Here is a 15856-nt window from a genome sequence, read left to right on the forward strand (position 1 = left end):
GATGGAATTTCAATCCAGGTCACATCCCCCGCCCCTTCGACACGTCAATTTTGACGATTGCCTGTTTTTCGTCAGCGTTTTGTCCAGAAATAGGCCGTAAAGTCTGGGGATACCCACAATAAAAACATGGCATAGAAGCTGCATAATAGGTGCAAAAGAACTGTTTAACTGGAGCAAAAGCGATGAAAAAAGTCGTCACGGTTTGCCCTTATTGTGCCTCAGGTTGCAAGATCCACCTGGTGGTCGATAACGGTAAAATCGTACGGGCGGAGGCGGCACAGGGGAAAACCAACCAGGGCACGCTGTGCCTGAAAGGCTACTACGGCTGGGATTTTATTAACGATACCCAGATCCTGACCCCGCGCCTGAAAACCCCGATGATCCGCCGCGAACGCGGTGGCAAGCTAGAATCCGTCTCCTGGAGCGAAGCGCTGGATTACGTCGCCACGCGCCTGAGCGCCATCAAAGCCAAGTATGGCCCGGATGCGATTCAGACTACCGGCTCATCACGCGGGACCGGTAATGAAACCAACTATGTAATGCAAAAATTCGCGCGCGCCGTTATTGGTACCAATAACGTCGACTGCTGCGCTCGCGTCTGACACGGCCCATCGGTTGCAGGTCTGCACCAGTCGGTCGGTAACGGCGCAATGAGTAATGCGATTAACGAGATAGATAACACCGATCTGGTGTTTATTTTTGGCTACAACCCGGCGGATTCTCACCCTATCGTCGCGAACCACGTGATTAACGCGAAACGCAACGGGGCGAAAATCATCGTCTGCGATCCGCGCAAAATTGAAACTGCGCGCATTGCGGATATGCACATCGCACTGAAAAACGGCTCGAATATCGCGCTGTTGAATGCGATGGGCCACGTCATTATTGAGGAGAATCTGTACGACAAGGCGTTTGTCGCCACCCGTACGGAAGGCTTTGAAGAGTATCGTAAAATTGTCGAAGGCTATACGCCAGAGTCGGTCGAAGCGGTAACCGGCGTCAGCGCGCAGGAGATCCGCCAGGCAGCACGGATGTACGCGGCAGCAAAAACCGCCGCCATTCTGTGGGGAATGGGCGTGACCCAGTTCTATCAGGGCGTGGAAACCGTGCGCTCCCTGACGAGCCTCGCCATGCTGACCGGCAACCTTGGCAAGCCGCATGTCGGCGTGAACCCGGTGCGTGGCCAGAATAACGTGCAGGGTGCGTGTGATATGGGCGCGCTGCCGGATACCTATCCGGGATATCAGTACGTGAAGTTCCCGGAAAACCGCGCCAAGTTTGCGAAGGCCTGGGGTGTGGAAAGCTTGCCTGAGCACACTGGCTATCGCATCAGCGAGCTGCCGCACCGCGCGGCGCATGGCGAAGTGCGTGCGGCCTACATCATGGGTGAAGATCCACTCCAGACCGATGCCGAGCTGTCTGCGGTACGTAAAGGATTTGAGGATCTGGAGCTGGTGATTGTCCAGGATATCTTTATGACCAAAACCGCGGCAGCGGCGGATGTGATTTTACCGTCTACGTCATGGGGCGAGCATGAAGGTGTCTATACGGCGGCAGACCGTGGCTTCCAGCGCTTCTTTAAAGCGGTAGAGCCGAAGTGGGACCTGAAAACCGACTGGCAGATTATCAGCGAAATCGCCACCCGGATGGGGTATCCGATGCACTACAACAACACCCAGGAAATCTGGGACGAGTTGCGTCATCTGTGCCCGGACTTCTACGGGGCCACCTATGAAAAAATGGGTGAACTGGGGTATATCCAGTGGCCATGCCGCGATGAGTCAGAAGCCGATCAGGGTACGTCGTATCTCTTCCAGGAGAAATTCGATACCCCGAACGGGCTGGCACAGTTCTTCACCTGCGACTGGGTGGCGCCAATCGATAAACTCACCGATGAGTATCCGATGGTGCTCTCCACCGTGCGTGAAGTGGGCCACTACTCTTGTCGTTCGATGACCGGCAACTGTGCTGCTCTGGCCGCCCTGGCGGATGAACCTGGCTATGCGCAGATCAACACCGCCGACGCTGAACGTCTTGGCATTCAGGATGAAGCGCTGGTGTGGGTGAACTCACGCAAAGGCCGCATCATCACCCGCGCGCAGGTCAGCGATCGACCCAACAAAGGGGCGGTCTATATGACCTACCAGTGGTGGATCGGTGCCTGTAACGAACTGGTGACGGAAAACTTAAGTCCGATAACCAAAACGCCGGAGTATAAATACTGCGCCGTACGCGTAGAGCCGATTGTCGATCAACATGCTGCCGAACAGTATGTCATCGACGAATATAACAAGCTGAAAGCCCGTCTGCGTGAAAGTGCTATGGGGTGAAGCCGTTAATTAATCGGTGAATAAAAGGGGTGATCTATTCACCCCTTTTTTATTTCAAATAGAAATATTTATTTTATCAATATTCATTACGGAATACGTTTCGCAGAAATAATGTAATTTCCGCGAAAAAGAATTACATCTTTGCATTTTATTTCAGAGAGATAAGATGTGCAGCGGGTGCTTAAGACTTTCTGTCTTGAGCATTGTTGAGGGACAGAAAGTGGAAAGCCCCGGGAAATTTTCATTCACCCGAGGCTACCCCTCAACAACCAACAGGTTGAGAGTAGCCTCTTATTCTTTTTTACACAAGGAGTAAAAGGCATGACGCCATTAAAAACTGTGTTAGGCATTGTCTTTATTATCTGCCTGACCATAGTGATTTTTACCTTTATTAATCGCGGCAGGTTGTGCGAGCTGACAATAAAGAGTGAACATCAGGAGGTGGCGGCGAAATTAGCCTGCCTCGCAGGCAGGCCTCATCGGGCGGAACATCTGTTCCGCCCGGCTTGTCGGATGCTGAGGTCTTAATGCACCCGTTTTTTTATTTTGTGCGCACGATTATACTGCGCGCCATGTACCCAGATGATAACGATCCATGAAACCACTTTTTCTGTTGTTGTTCCTTATTACGTCATTCGCTTACGCAGATGAAATTGGCAGCCAATACAAAGAGCAAGCCGAGGCCGGTGATGCCCATGCCCAGTATTATCTGGCCGATACTTACTTCAGTTCTGGCGATAGCAAGCAGGCCACGTTCTGGGCAGAGAAAGCGGCAAAAGGCGGGGATATCGATGCGATGGCGTTACTGTCCCAAATCCAGTTTACCCAGGGCGATTACGCGCATGCCAAAGCGCTGGCCCAGCAGGCCACCATTGCGGGCAGTAAGCGCGGTGCAATTATGCTGGCGCGCGTGCTGGTGAACACCCAGGCGGGCAAAACCGATTACCCACAGGCCATCAAATTGCTGCAAACAGCCACCGAAGATATTGATAACGACTCCGCAGTCGACGCCCAACTGCTGCTGGGGCTGATTTATGCCAACGGCGTTGAAGTGGCTCAGGACGATGTAAAAGCGGCCTCCTGGTTCAAACGCAGTTCATCATTGTCGCGCACCGGTTATGCCGAATACTGGGCGGGAATGCTGTTCCAGCAGGGCGAAAAAGGCTTTATCACACCGAATAAACAGAAGGCGCTTTACTGGTTAAACCTGAGTTGTTCCGAAGGGTTTGATACGGGGTGTGAAGAGTTTGACGCGTTGAGCGGGGAGTAATTTTCCCCTCACCCTAACCCTCTCCCCAAAGGGGAGAGGGAAGAATACGTTATATTACTGGTCAGCCGTCTTATCAAAACGACCCAGCACCTCGCGTTCATACGCCAGCGCTTTTTTGCGGTCGAATTTGTGTTCCCACTTGGCAATAACCAGTACCGCCAGCGCGTTACCCACCACATTCAGCGCCGTACGCGCCATGTCGAGGATACGGTCAACACCGGCGATAAACGCCAGGCCTTCCAGCGGAATACCAACGCTCCCCAGCGTTGCCAGCAGCACCACAAATGAAACACCCGGCACGCCTGCGATACCTTTTGAGGTCACCATCAGGGTCAGCACCAGTACGATTTCCTGCCACAGCGAGAGATCGATACCGTACAGCTGTGCAATAAAGATGGCGGCAATACTCTGGTACAGCGTTGAGCCATCCAGGTTAAAGGAGTAACCGGTCGGCACCACGAAGCTGGTAATAGAAGCTGGCGCACCGTAAGCCTCCATCTTCTCGATAATACGCGGCAGCACGCTTTCAGAGCTGGCGGTGGAGTATGCCAGAATCAGCTCATCCTTCAGAATACGGATCAGGATCCAGATACTCAGCCCGCAGATACGCGCCACAATCCCGAGCACCACCAGCGCGAAGAACAGGATCGCGAAGTGCACCAGGATAACCAGCTTCGCCAGCGGCCACAGTGACGCAAAACCGAAGTTCGCTACCGTGACGGCGATGAGCGCGAACACCCCTACCGGCGCATAGCGCATCACCATGTGGGTGACTTTGAACATGGTTTCAGAGATAGAGCGGAATACCGTCACTAGCGGTTCACGGTGCGTCGCTGGCAGGGAAGAGAGCCCCAGCCCAAACAGCACAGAGAAGAAGATGATCGGCAGCATTTCACCTTTCGCCATCGATGCCACAATGTTGGTCGGCACCAGCGACAGGATAGTCCCCATCAGCCCGTGGGCATGGCTTTGCACATCCGCGGTCGTACTTTGGTATTTCGAAATATCCACGGTCGCCAGTTGCGACATGTCGATCCCGGAGCCCGGCTGGAAGACATTCGCCATGGTGATACCCAGGATAATGGCTATCGTCGTGATCACTTCGAAATAAAGGATGGTTTTCGCGCCGATGCGGCCTAACTGTTTTGCATCGCCCACGCCCGCAATGCCAACTACCAGCGTAGAGATAACAATAGGTACAACAATCATCTTGATCAGATGAATAAAAATATCACCTGCCGGAGAGAGCAGGTTCGCAATCAGCCACTCGCGGCTCTCGCTATGATAATGGAGGTAACTACCCAGCAGGATACCCAGCACAAGGGCTAGCAAGATTTGCCAGGCCAGGCTGACTTTAACGTTTTTCATAGAAACAGACTTCCTCAATGAAGCATCCAGTTCACCAAAACTGCATGAATATGGAGACATACTGAAAGGGTATGAATTGTGTTGCGTTGGTTTATGGGATTTTTTAACGCGGCGTATGAGTATCATTTGTACGGCATCCTGCGCAAGCCTTAAAGAACGAGGCTTTTCACTACAAAAAAGGGCTATGACGCTAATTTGTAATAATTCTTATAAATAACCTTTTGTTATAAAAACGCTTTTTTCTGCACAAATGTGAATAATCCTTCAACTAAATTATTTCCCTTCAAAGTTTCATTCGCTCATTTTTCACACTATTCAAACAATGCGTGATCTGCCGCCCAAATAATAAACAAAGCTTGTAAAGCCCCTACAATTAACGTTTTTGAGACATATTATTAACATCTTACAAGGAGAAAAAAAGCCATGAGCCAAATACATAAACACGACATTCCCGCAAACATTGCGGACCGATGCCTGATCACCCCGGAGCAGTACCACGAGAAGTATCAGCAATCCGTCTCCAGCCCTGATCTCTTCTGGGGTGAACAGGGTCATATCCTTGACTGGATCAAACCTTATCAGAAGGTGAAAAACACCTCCTTTGCGCCAGGTAATGTCTCAATTAAATGGTATGAAGATGGCACGCTGAACCTGGCGGCGAACTGTCTGGATCGCCACCTGGCCGAACGTGGGAACGAGACGGCCATCATCTGGGAAGGCGATGACGCCTCTCAGAGCAAACACATTACTTATAAAGAGTTGCACCGCGACGTGTGCCACTTTGCTAACGTGCTGCTGGAGCAGGGTATTAAAAAAGGCGACGTCGTGGCTATTTATATGCCGATGGTGCCGGAAGCGGCGGTGGCCATGCTGGCATGTGCGCGCATCGGTGCCATTCACTCCGTTATCTTCGGCGGCTTCTCGCCAGAAGCGGTTGCCGGTCGCATTGTCGATTCAAATTCTAAACTGGTGATCACTGCCGATGAAGGCGTGCGCGCCGGTCGCAGTATTCCGCTGAAGAAAAACGTCGACGAAGCGCTGAAAAACCCTAACGTGAAAAGCGTCAGCAACGTTGTGGTGCTTAAGCGTACCGGCGGTAAGATCGACTGGAAAGAGGGTCGCGACCTGTGGTGGAGCGATCTGATTGAAAACGCGAGCGACCAGCACCAGCCAGAAGAGATGAACGCGGAAGACCCGCTGTTTATCCTTTATACCTCTGGCTCTACCGGTAAACCAAAAGGCGTGCTGCATACCACTGGCGGCTATCTGGTTTATGCAGCAACCACCTTCAAATATGTGTTCGATTACCACCCGGGTGACATTTACTGGTGTACCGCTGATGTGGGCTGGGTCACCGGGCACAGCTACCTGCTGTACGGCCCGCTGGCCTGCGGCGCCACGACCCTGATGTTTGAAGGCGTACCGAACTGGCCAACCCCGGCGCGTATGTGCCAGGTGGTCGACAAACACAAGGTCAACATCCTCTATACCGCGCCAACGGCGATCCGCGCGCTGATGGCGGAAGGCGACAAAGCCATCGAAGGTACTGACCGCTCTTCCCTGCGCATTCTCGGTTCCGTGGGTGAGCCCATCAACCCGGAAGCCTGGGAGTGGTACTGGAAGAAAATCGGTAACGAGAAATGCCCGGTGATGGACACCTGGTGGCAGACCGAAACGGGCGGCTTCATGATCACCCCGATGCCGGGTGCGACCCAGCTGAAAGCGGGTTCGGCAACCAACCCATTCTTCGGCGTACAACCTGCGCTGGTGGATAACGAAGGTCATCCGCTTGAAGGAGCAACCGAAGGTAACCTGGTCATCACCGACTCCTGGCCTGGTCAGGCACGTACCTTGTTCGGCGATCACGAGCGCTTCGAGCAGACCTATTTCTCCACCTTTAAAAACATGTATTTCAGCGGCGACGGCGCACGTCGTGATGAAGATGGTTACTACTGGATAACCGGACGCGTGGACGATGTGTTGAACGTTTCCGGTCACCGTCTGGGTACGGCGGAGATTGAATCTGCGCTGGTGTCGCATCCGAAGATTGCCGAAGCTGCCGTGGTGGGTATCCCACATAACATTAAAGGTCAGGCGATTTACGCGTACGTTACGCTGAACCACGGTGAAGAGCCGTCGCCAGAGCTGTATGCCGAGGTGCGAAACTGGGTACGTAAAGAGATTGGCCCGCTTGCCACACCGGATGTACTGCACTGGACGGACTCGCTACCGAAAACCCGCTCCGGCAAAATTATGCGCCGTATTCTGCGTAAAATCGCGGCAGGTGACACCAGTAACCTCGGTGATACTTCTACGCTCGCCGATCCAGGCGTGGTGGAAAAACTGCTCGAAGAGAAGCAGGCCATCGCAATGCCATCGTAATGCTGTTTTCTCCCTCTCCCTGTGGGAGAGGGCCGGGGTGAGGGCATCAGACCGCACCTTACCCCCTCACCCTAACCCTCTCCCTCAAGGGAGAGGGAATAACTACAAACACCTACCCTACAAAACTCTGGAGACTCTGTGATGAATAACGATATTTGTCAGCAGATAGAGAATAGTGCGCACTACAGGGAGCTCGTCGATAAACGGCAACGGTTTGCCTTCTTTCTTTCCCTCATCATGCTGATTATTTACGTCGGCTTTATTCTGCTTATCGCCTTTGCCCCGCACTGGCTCGGCACCCCGCTACATGAGGGTACCAGCGTCACCCGCGGGATCCCTATTGGCATTGGCGTGATTGTCATTTCGTTTGTGCTGACCGGCGTGTACGTCTGGCGCGCGAACGGCGAGTTTGATCGTCTTAATAAAGCAGTACTGCGTGAGGTAAAAGCATCATGAAGCGAGTCCTGACGGCGCTTGCCACCACACTTCCCTTTGCGGCAAACGCAGCCGATGCTATTACCGGCGAAGTACAACGCCAGCCGACCAACTGGCAGGCGATAATCATGTTCCTGATTTTCGTGCTGTTGACGCTCTATATCACTTACTGGGCGTCAAAACGCGTACGCTCCCGTAATGATTACTACACCGCGGGCGGCAACATTACAGGCTTCCAGAACGGGCTGGCGATTGCCGGGGACTTTATGTCTGCCGCATCGTTCCTTGGGATCTCGGCGCTGGTTTACACCTCTGGTTATGACGGTCTGATTTATTCCCTCGGCTTCCTCGTGGGCTGGCCAATCATTCTGTTCCTGATTGCCGAACGCTTACGTAACCTCGGACGTTTCACCTTTGCTGATGTGGCATCGTATCGCCTGAAACAAGGCCCGATTCGTATCCTTTCTGCCTGCGGATCGCTGGTGGTTGTAGCGCTGTATCTGATTGCCCAGATGGTGGGTGCAGGCAAGCTTATCGAACTGTTGTTCGGCCTGAACTACCACGTTGCGGTGGTGCTGGTCGGCGTGCTGATGGTGATGTATGTGCTGTTCGGCGGAATGCTCGCGACCACCTGGGTACAAATCATCAAAGCCGTGTTGTTACTGTTCGGCGCAAGCTTTATGGCCTTTATGGTCATGAAGCACGTCGGTTTCAGCTTCAATAACCTGTTTAAAGAAGCGATGGCGGTACACCCGAAAGGGGAAGCGATCATGAGCCCGGGTGGGCTGGTGAAAGACCCGATATCGGCGCTCTCTCTCGGTCTGGGTCTGATGTTTGGTACCGCGGGCTTGCCGCATATCCTGATGCGTTTCTTCACGGTGTCAGATGCCCGCGAAGCGCGTAAGAGTGTCTTCTATGCCACCGGTTTTATGGGTTATTTCTACATTCTGACCTTTATCATTGGTTTTGGCGCCATCATGCTGGTGGGGGCAAATCCGGCGTTTAAAGATGCTGCGGGCGCGCTGATTGGTGGTAACAACATGGCAGCGGTACATCTGGCGGATGCGGTAGGCGGTAACCTGTTCCTCGGCTTTATCTCAGCCGTGGCCTTTGCCACCATCCTCGCGGTAGTTGCAGGGCTGACGCTGGCAGGTGCTTCGGCGGTATCGCATGACCTGTATGCCAACGTGTTCCGTAGAGGGGCCAGTGAGCGAGATGAACTGAAAGTCTCCAAAATCACCGTGCTGGTACTGGGCGTGGTGGCTATCCTGCTGGGCATTCTGTTCGAGAAACAGAACATCGCCTTTATGGTGGGGCTGGCCTTCTCGATTGCGGCAAGCTGCAACTTCCCAATTATCCTGCTCTCTATGTATTGGTCAAAACTGACCACCCGTGGAGCGATGATTGGCGGCTGGCTGGGCCTGCTGACGGCGGTGATCCTGATGATCCTCGGCCCGACGATTTGGGTGCAGATCCTCGGTCACGAGAAAGCTATCTTCCCGTATGAGTACCCGGCGTTGTTCTCTATCGCCGTGGCGTTTATCGGTATCTGGGCCTTCTCCGCAACCGATAATTCACCGGAAGGCAACCTGGAGCGCGAGAAATTCCGCGCCCAGTTTATCCGTTCCCAAACCGGCCTGGGCGTCGAACAAGGCCGCGCGCACTAACCTGCTCTCTTCCCCGGCCATCTGGCCGGGGATGTCAGAACATCACCCATGCCACCAGCGGCGCAATCAGCACCATCACCACACCCGAAAGCATCATCACCAGGCTTGCGACCACGCCCTCCTGCTGACCGAGTTCGTAAGAACGCGCCGTTCCCGCACCGTGCGAAGCCGCGCCAAACCCGGCCCCTTTTGCCATCCCTTCGCGGATAGACAAGCGCAGAAACAGCATATCGCCTACCGCCATGCCGAAGACCCCGGTGACGACGACAAACAACGCCACCAGATCCGGCTGCCCACCGAGCGGTTTGGCTGCCGCCAGCGCAAAGGGTGTGGTTACCGAACGCACGGCCAGGCTGCGCTGAATTTCATCCGGCAGGGTAAACAGCCGCGCCAGCCAGACCGAACTGCACACCGCCACCACCGTGGCGGTAATCACACCCGCACTCAGCGACATCCAGTGGCGTTTGATGATCGCCAGGTTGTCGTACACCGGCACCGCAAAAGCGATAGTCGCCGGGCCGAGCAGCCACAGCAGCCAGTGGGATTCACCAATGTAGTTCTGCCAGGAGATGTGCCCGAACACCAGCATGAGCACCAGCAGGATCGGCGTGAACACCAGTGGCATCAGCGGCAGGGCGTGAAAACGCCGATACAGACGCTTGTTGGCAAAGTAGATAACCAGGGTGGCAATCAGGCACAGCACGCTTATCTGAAAGTTAGTCATGCTTCTGCCTGCTGATTTCAAACCGATAGACTTTATCCACTACCCAGGCCGTCGCACCCAGCACCATCAACGTGCTCAGGGCGATAACAGCAAAAATACGCCAGCCGTCAACCATCAGCAGTTGCGCGTAGTTCACCACCGCCACCACCGCCGGGACAAAGAACAGCAGCATTTCCGCCAGCAGCCAGCGTGCGCCAGCGCGGACCCAGTTAAGGGGAACAACGCGGCAAAGAATGAGCGTCAGCATCAGCACCATACCGACCAGATTGGCAGGCAGCGGCAGATGCAGCCAGCCGACAAGATATTCCGCGAAAACAAACAGTGCGGCATAGAGCAGTACCTGAACCGGTACCTGAAGTCGTTGCACAACGGCAGGCGTAACACGACTTAACGCCACGGCCATGGGTGATTTCCTCAAAAATGAGATGAAGCGCCAGTATAGTGACCACACGTAATGGACTGAAATGAATTAAAATCATCAAATGTATAGTTTCGAGGAATAATCATGGACATAAGAACGCTGCGCTATTTTGTCGAAGTGGTTCGTCAGCAAAGTTTTACCCGCGCAGCGGAGAAGTTATTTGTCACCCAACCTACCATCAGCAAGATGCTGAAAAATCTCGAAGATGAACTGAATTGTACGCTGCTTATTCGCGACGGCCGCAAGCTGCTGCTGACCGATACCGGACGCGTGGTGTTTGAGCGCGGGCTGGCTATCCTGGCGGAGTTTCGCCAACTGGAAGCGGAGCTTGGTGATATCAACCATCTGACGAGCGGGCTGCTGCGTCTGGGCATCCCGCCCATGGTGGGGATGATGATGGCCGGGCCGATCAGCCTGTTCCGCCAGCGCTACCCGGGCGTGGAGCTGAAAATTTCCGAATTCGGCGGTTTAACCGTGCAGCAGGCCGTCACCAACGGTGAACTGGACGTGGCGATGACCGCGCTCCCCGTCGAAGAAGAGAGCGGGCTGGCAACCCTGCCGCTCTTTAGCCACCCACTGTGCGTGCTGGTGCCGCGCTCCGGCGACTGGCTGAAGATAGACTCGGTAAAACCCGAACTGTTGGGCGAGCACCCGCTGCTTATTTACAACGAAGATTTTGCCCTAAGCCGTCAGCTGATGGCGCTGTTTAACCAGCACAATGTGAAACCGCGTATTGCGGTGCGTAGCGGTCAGTGGGACTTTCTGGCAGCAATGGTTCAGGCAGGCGTGGGGATTGCGATTTTGCCGCAGCCTATCTGCGAGCGGCTGGATAAAAACACCCTGCGCTGGATCCCGCTGGAAAGTGATTTGCACTGGCAGCTAGGAATGATTTGGCGCGAAGGGGTCTATTTGTCGCACAGCGCGCAGGCGTGGCTGAAGTGCTGCGAGGGGTTTTGGGTGCGGTCTGAATAGTGCCCGGTGGCGCTGCGCTTACCGGGCCTACGTTCGAACCGTAGGCCCGGTAAGGCGAAGCCGCCACCCGGCAAAACAGCGCTACTGATTCTCTATCAACAGCGCTTCCAGCAGATCCAGATCGTGCAGCAGTTTTTGCAGCGTCTCATTACTGATCTGACGCGTGGCGCGCAGGTGATAAAGTTCGGCACGCTCTGAACGCAACGCCGCCAGTCGGAAGCGGCGCTCCAGGTTCTCTTCCTGTAGCGAACTTTCCACATCATTTCGCCCGTCGGCACGGCGGCGCAGGTTCCCGATAACGCGTGAACTCACTTCCGTCAGCAGCTGGTTGTCGATGTTCTCTTCGGCATCTGATGCCAGTCGTTCTTCCATTTTCTGGATCGCGACAATCGCCACTTCTGCCGTTGCTGCGCGGGCAATACGCTCCTCTTTATGCTGCTGAGTCGAATCCCCCGTGTCGATATGCTGGAGCAGGATCGGTAGCATGACCACGCCGACAAACAGCGAGAACAGGATCACGCCCGCCGACAGGAACACCAGCTCGTAACGGGCCGGGAAGACATCGCCAGTCGGCAACAACAGCGGAATGGAGAGCACACCAGCAAGGGTTATCGCCCCGCGCACCCCGGCGAATGAGGCAATCAGCAGCTCACGCGTGGTCCACGACCCGAACTCCATCGGTTTTTTCGTCAGGAAGCGCACGCTGAATTTCTTCATCGTCCATAGCCAGCCAAAACGGACCAGCATCAGCGCAAGGTAGATAAGCACGATATCAGTGAACAGCATCCAGGTTTCGACGTTGGGATCGGCTTCTGCCGCCACCAGTGAAGACTCCAGAATGCCCGGCAGTTGCAGGCCTAACAGCAGGAATACCATGCCGTTAAACACGAACTCCAGCATCGCCCAGGTACTGTTCGCACGCAGACGCATCGCCAGCGGCGCACGGCGCATTACGCCCGCGCGGGTGATGGTCATCCCTGCCGCAACCGCCGCGAGGATGCCCGACACGCCAATATGTTCAGCAATCAGATAGGAGGCGAACGGCAGCAGGAACAGCAGAACAATCTGCGTAGCAGGTTCATCACCGCCCCAGCGGCTGAGAAAGCCCAGTGAACGGCCATACAGCCAGCTCACCACAAAGCCTGCCAGGATACCGCCAATGGCCACCTTAAAGAACTCCAGGGTCGCGCCGCCGACGGTAAAGACCATCGTGCCCATCGCAACGGCCACGGCAAATTTCAGGGCGACCAGACCGGAGGCGTCGTTCATCAGCGCCTCACCCTGCAAAATGCCCATGATTTTCTTCGGAATACGGCCTTCACCTACAATGCCGGACAGCGCCACGGCATCGGTTGGCGACAGCACCGCCGCCAGCGCAAAGGCCGGAATCAGCGGGATACCCGGCACCGCCCAGTAAATCAGGAACCCTATCCCCACCACCGTCACCACCACCAGCGCCAGCGCCAGGCCGAAGATCTCTCGCCCGTGCTCCAGGAATTCGCGCGTCGGGGTTTTCCAGCCATCAGCAAACAGCAGCGGCGGGATAAACAGCACGAGGAACAACTCCGGGTCGAACTCGACGTGTAAACCAAAGGTCGGCCATGCCAGCAGCGCACCGATAGCAATTTGCATTAATGGCAGGGGTAACTGAAAGGGCAGTACGCGGGTGACCACCCCGGATAGCGAGACCAAAAGGGTCATGATGAGTATTGTGAAAAAGATTTCCATGCGTTCCCTGTTTGCGATGATTCTTGTGTACTACGGAAGGCGTCGTGCCTCTATTCTATCTTCCAGAGAGTAACGCAATTGGCAACGATGTGTGTTCCGAAAATAAAAACGGGCGGCCAAAGCCACCCGTTTTCGCATATATCGACAACTTAAATCGCCCAGCCACCCGCGTAGAACGCGACCAGTGCAATGGCGATGACCACAGTACCGATGTTCAGCTTACGCCACTCACCGGACACCAGGCGGCCAATCACCAGCGATGCGAAACCAATCATGATGCCGGTAACGATGTTACAGGTCAGCACGATGAACACCGCCGTAATCAGGCCTGACATGGCATCGACGAAATCAGCAAAGTCGATTTTAGCCACGTTGCTCAGCATCAGCAGGCCGACATACATCAGCGCCGGTGCCGTTGCATACGCAGGCACCAGGTAGGAAAGTGGGGAGAGGAACAGGATAAGCAGGAACAGCACACCAACGGTGATAGCTGTCAGGCCGGTTTTACCGCCTGCCGCCGTGCCCGCTGCGGACTCGATGTACACAGCTGCTGGCGCGGCACCCACCAGGCCTGAGAAGACGCTGCTCAGGGAGTCGGTGGTCAGCGCTTTGCCGCCATCGATAATCTGGCCGTCTTTGTCCAGCAGATTCGCCTGGCCTGCTACCGCACGGATGGTACCGGTGGCATCAAACACCGCCGTCATCACCAGTGCCAGTACACTTGGCAGGATCACCGGGTTCAGCGCACCAACGATATCCAGGCTGCCAATCAGGGAGTTGCCTTTGTCATCGCTCAGGGATGGCATGGCGAAGATACCGGAGAAATGAACGCTCGGATCGAAAATCAGGCCAACAACGGAAACACCGATAATGGTCAGCAGGATACCGCCCGGGACTTTCAGTTTTTCCAGACCGATAATCACCGCAAGGCCAATCAGAGACATGATAACCGGGAAGCTGGCGAAGTGACCCAGGGCAACCGGCAGGCCGTCCAGTGGGTTTTTGATAACCAGACCTACACCGTTAGCCGCGATCAGCAGCAGGAACAGGCCGATACCGATACCCGTACCGTGCGCCACACCGTGCGGAAGGTTGCGCAAGATCCAGCTACGAATGCCGGTTGCGGAAATCACCGTAAACAGGACACCCATCAGGAACACGGCGCCGAGCGCAACAGGTACGCTGATGTGTTGACCCAGAACCAGGCTGAATGCGGTAAATGCGGTCAGAGAGATGGCGCAACCGATGGCCAGTGGCAGGTTCGCCCACAGGCCCATCACGATGGAGCCGACACCGGCCACGAGGCAGGTGGCAACAAAAACAGCCGCTGGCGGGAAGCCCGCTTTACCGAGCATCCCCGGCACAACGATGACGGAATAAACCATCGCCAGAAACGTTGTCAGACCGGCAACGACTTCCTGGCGCACGGTGCTGCCGCGTGCAGAAATTTTAAACATGGCGTCAAGTGAACCGCCAGTACGCGCAGATGGCGTAGACATAGAAAACATCCCCTGAGAGTTTTTATAGAAAGTCCGTAAACGTGGTGGAGACTCCACTGCCAGCAAAACGTCAAATCCTTGTGCTACGTTTGTGACGAATAGGGGCGTCACAAAAAAAGCAAACGTTTAGCTCCGCGCTTACAAAACGGGTGGTCAAGTTAAGGCAAACGATTATCTAGCCTAATCACCGCCCTTTTCAACTTAACTTTCTCGTTTTTCACTAAAATTACCTTATGACGCTGAAGAATTAACCAGAGGATGCGCAAACGTTATCGTCTATGCGCAATTTAGTAACATTTCAGCCTTCACCTGGAATATCGAACGGCCCGCCTTGTTCGAGTGTACGCTGCCATCCCGGGCGCATTTCCACCCTTTTCTTCCAGGCATGAATATGCGGCAGGTTTTCAACGCCACCTCGCGCCAGCAGCGCAAAAATCGGAAAACTCATCTGAATATCGGCCATGCTGAAGTGCTCACCGGCAAACCAGCTATTTTCGCTAAGATAAGATTCGATATAGCGCGCGTGTGTTTCCAGCTGTCGATTGAGCCAGGCCTTTTGTACACCTTGCCCCAGTACCTTACCCAGGGCCCGCAGGCCAAACGGGATAGGCGGTTTTCCAAGGCTTGCAAAAACGAGCTTCATCAACAGCAGCGGCATAAGAGAACCTTCTGCGTAGTGCAGCCAGAAACGGTATTGCACCTTATGCGCAGGATCTCGCGGTTTAAACTGAAATTCTGCGTCATAGGTTTCCTGGAGATATTCCAGAATGGCTCCCGACTCTGCCAGAATCAGCCCGTTATCTTCAATCACCGGGGATTTACCCAGCGGATGTACTTTCCGAAGCGCTGCAGGTGCCAGCATGTTTTTTTCGCGCTGATAGCGAACTATCTGATAAGGCAGAGAGAGTTCCTCCAGCGCCCAAATCACACGCTGCGAACGCGACTGATTAAGATGGTGTACGGTGAGCATCATGTTCTCCTGTGATTCACACTGTTTAACTATAGAAAATTGAATAACACAGCGAAAATAATTTGGCTAAAAAGTGAACTCAATCGCTGG

12 protein-coding genes and 1 pseudogene are annotated in these 15856 nt (G+C 54.5%); 7 read left to right on the top strand and 6 right to left on the bottom strand.

From position 1 onward, the window contains the following. Positions 1-182 precede the first annotated feature (182 nt). The 3 genes and pseudogenes from fdhF (at position 183) to ACS603_RS15960 (ending at position 3600) form a co-directional block, all read left to right on the top strand. Positions 183-2330, top strand: coding sequence for a formate dehydrogenase subunit alpha (fdhF, locus tag ACS603_RS15950; protein WP_474944555.1), 2148 nt, complete (start codon positions 183-185; stop codon positions 2328-2330). 321 nt (positions 2331-2651) lie between these two features. Then, positions 2652-2801: pseudogene (locus ACS603_RS15955) on the top strand (Hok/Gef family protein); the annotation flags it as partial. Positions 2802-2925: 124 nt separating this feature from the next. After that, entirely contained in the window at positions 2926-3600 is a 675-nt protein-coding gene (locus ACS603_RS15960; protein WP_446491954.1) for a tetratricopeptide repeat protein, read from the top strand. A 54-nt stretch (positions 3601-3654) separates the two neighbouring features. On the opposite strand, the gene gltP is transcribed toward ACS603_RS15960, so the two are convergent. Continuing rightward, positions 3655-4968 (bottom strand): glutamate/aspartate:proton symporter GltP, encoded by a 1314-nt coding sequence (gene gltP / locus ACS603_RS15965; RefSeq protein ID WP_182063317.1) that lies wholly within the window; start codon positions 4966-4968, stop codon positions 3655-3657. Positions 4969-5391: 423 nt separating this feature from the next. On the opposite strand from gltP, the gene acs reads away from it, so the two are divergent. The 3 genes from acs (at position 5392) to actP (ending at position 9452) form a co-directional block, all read left to right on the top strand. Beyond that, positions 5392-7350, top strand: a complete 1959-nt coding sequence (acs, locus tag ACS603_RS15970) for an acetate--CoA ligase (RefSeq protein WP_474944556.1) — start codon at positions 5392-5394, stop codon at positions 7348-7350. A gap of 141 nt (positions 7351-7491) precedes the next feature. After that, the gene (locus ACS603_RS15975; protein ID WP_182063315.1) at positions 7492-7806 is read left to right on the top strand and encodes a DUF485 domain-containing protein; all 315 of its coding nucleotides are present in this window, start codon (positions 7492-7494) and stop codon (positions 7804-7806) included. Then, entirely contained in the window at positions 7803-9452 is a 1650-nt protein-coding gene (gene actP, locus ACS603_RS15980) for a cation/acetate symporter ActP (protein WP_182063314.1), read from the top strand. Before ACS603_RS15975 ends, actP begins: the two co-directional genes overlap by 4 nt. 34 nt (positions 9453-9486) lie before the next feature. On the opposite strand, the gene ACS603_RS15985 is transcribed toward actP, so the two are convergent. Continuing rightward, a complete protein-coding gene (locus tag ACS603_RS15985; RefSeq protein ID WP_014830302.1) occupies positions 9487-10176 on the bottom strand; it encodes an LrgB family protein in 690 nt (229 codons plus the stop codon). Next, complete coding sequence (locus ACS603_RS15990; protein ID WP_182063313.1) at positions 10169-10579, bottom strand: CidA/LrgA family protein; 411 nt, start codon at positions 10577-10579, stop codon at positions 10169-10171. The genes ACS603_RS15985 and ACS603_RS15990 overlap by 8 nt, the downstream gene beginning before the upstream one ends. 102 nt (positions 10580-10681) lie before the next feature. On the opposite strand from ACS603_RS15990, the gene ACS603_RS15995 reads away from it, so the two are divergent. After that, positions 10682-11569, top strand: a complete 888-nt coding sequence (locus ACS603_RS15995) for a LysR family transcriptional regulator (RefSeq protein WP_182063312.1) — start codon at positions 10682-10684, stop codon at positions 11567-11569. A gap of 81 nt (positions 11570-11650) precedes the next feature. On the opposite strand, the gene ACS603_RS16000 is transcribed toward ACS603_RS15995, so the two are convergent. From ACS603_RS16000 to ACS603_RS16010, 3 genes are all read right to left on the bottom strand, one after another. Further along, entirely contained in the window at positions 11651-13297 is a 1647-nt protein-coding gene (locus tag ACS603_RS16000; RefSeq protein WP_182063311.1) for a Na+/H+ antiporter, read from the bottom strand. A gap of 149 nt (positions 13298-13446) precedes the next feature. After that, positions 13447-14796, bottom strand: coding sequence for a guanine/hypoxanthine transporter GhxP (ghxP, locus tag ACS603_RS16005; RefSeq protein WP_182063310.1), 1350 nt, complete (start codon positions 14794-14796; stop codon positions 13447-13449). Positions 14797-15094: 298 nt separating this feature from the next. Then, complete coding sequence (locus ACS603_RS16010) at positions 15095-15766, bottom strand: glutathione S-transferase family protein (protein ID WP_182063511.1); 672 nt, start codon at positions 15764-15766, stop codon at positions 15095-15097. Between the last annotated feature and the right edge of the window lie 90 nt (positions 15767-15856).

This window comes from Enterobacter sp. Li2LvB3, assembly GCF_056156645.1.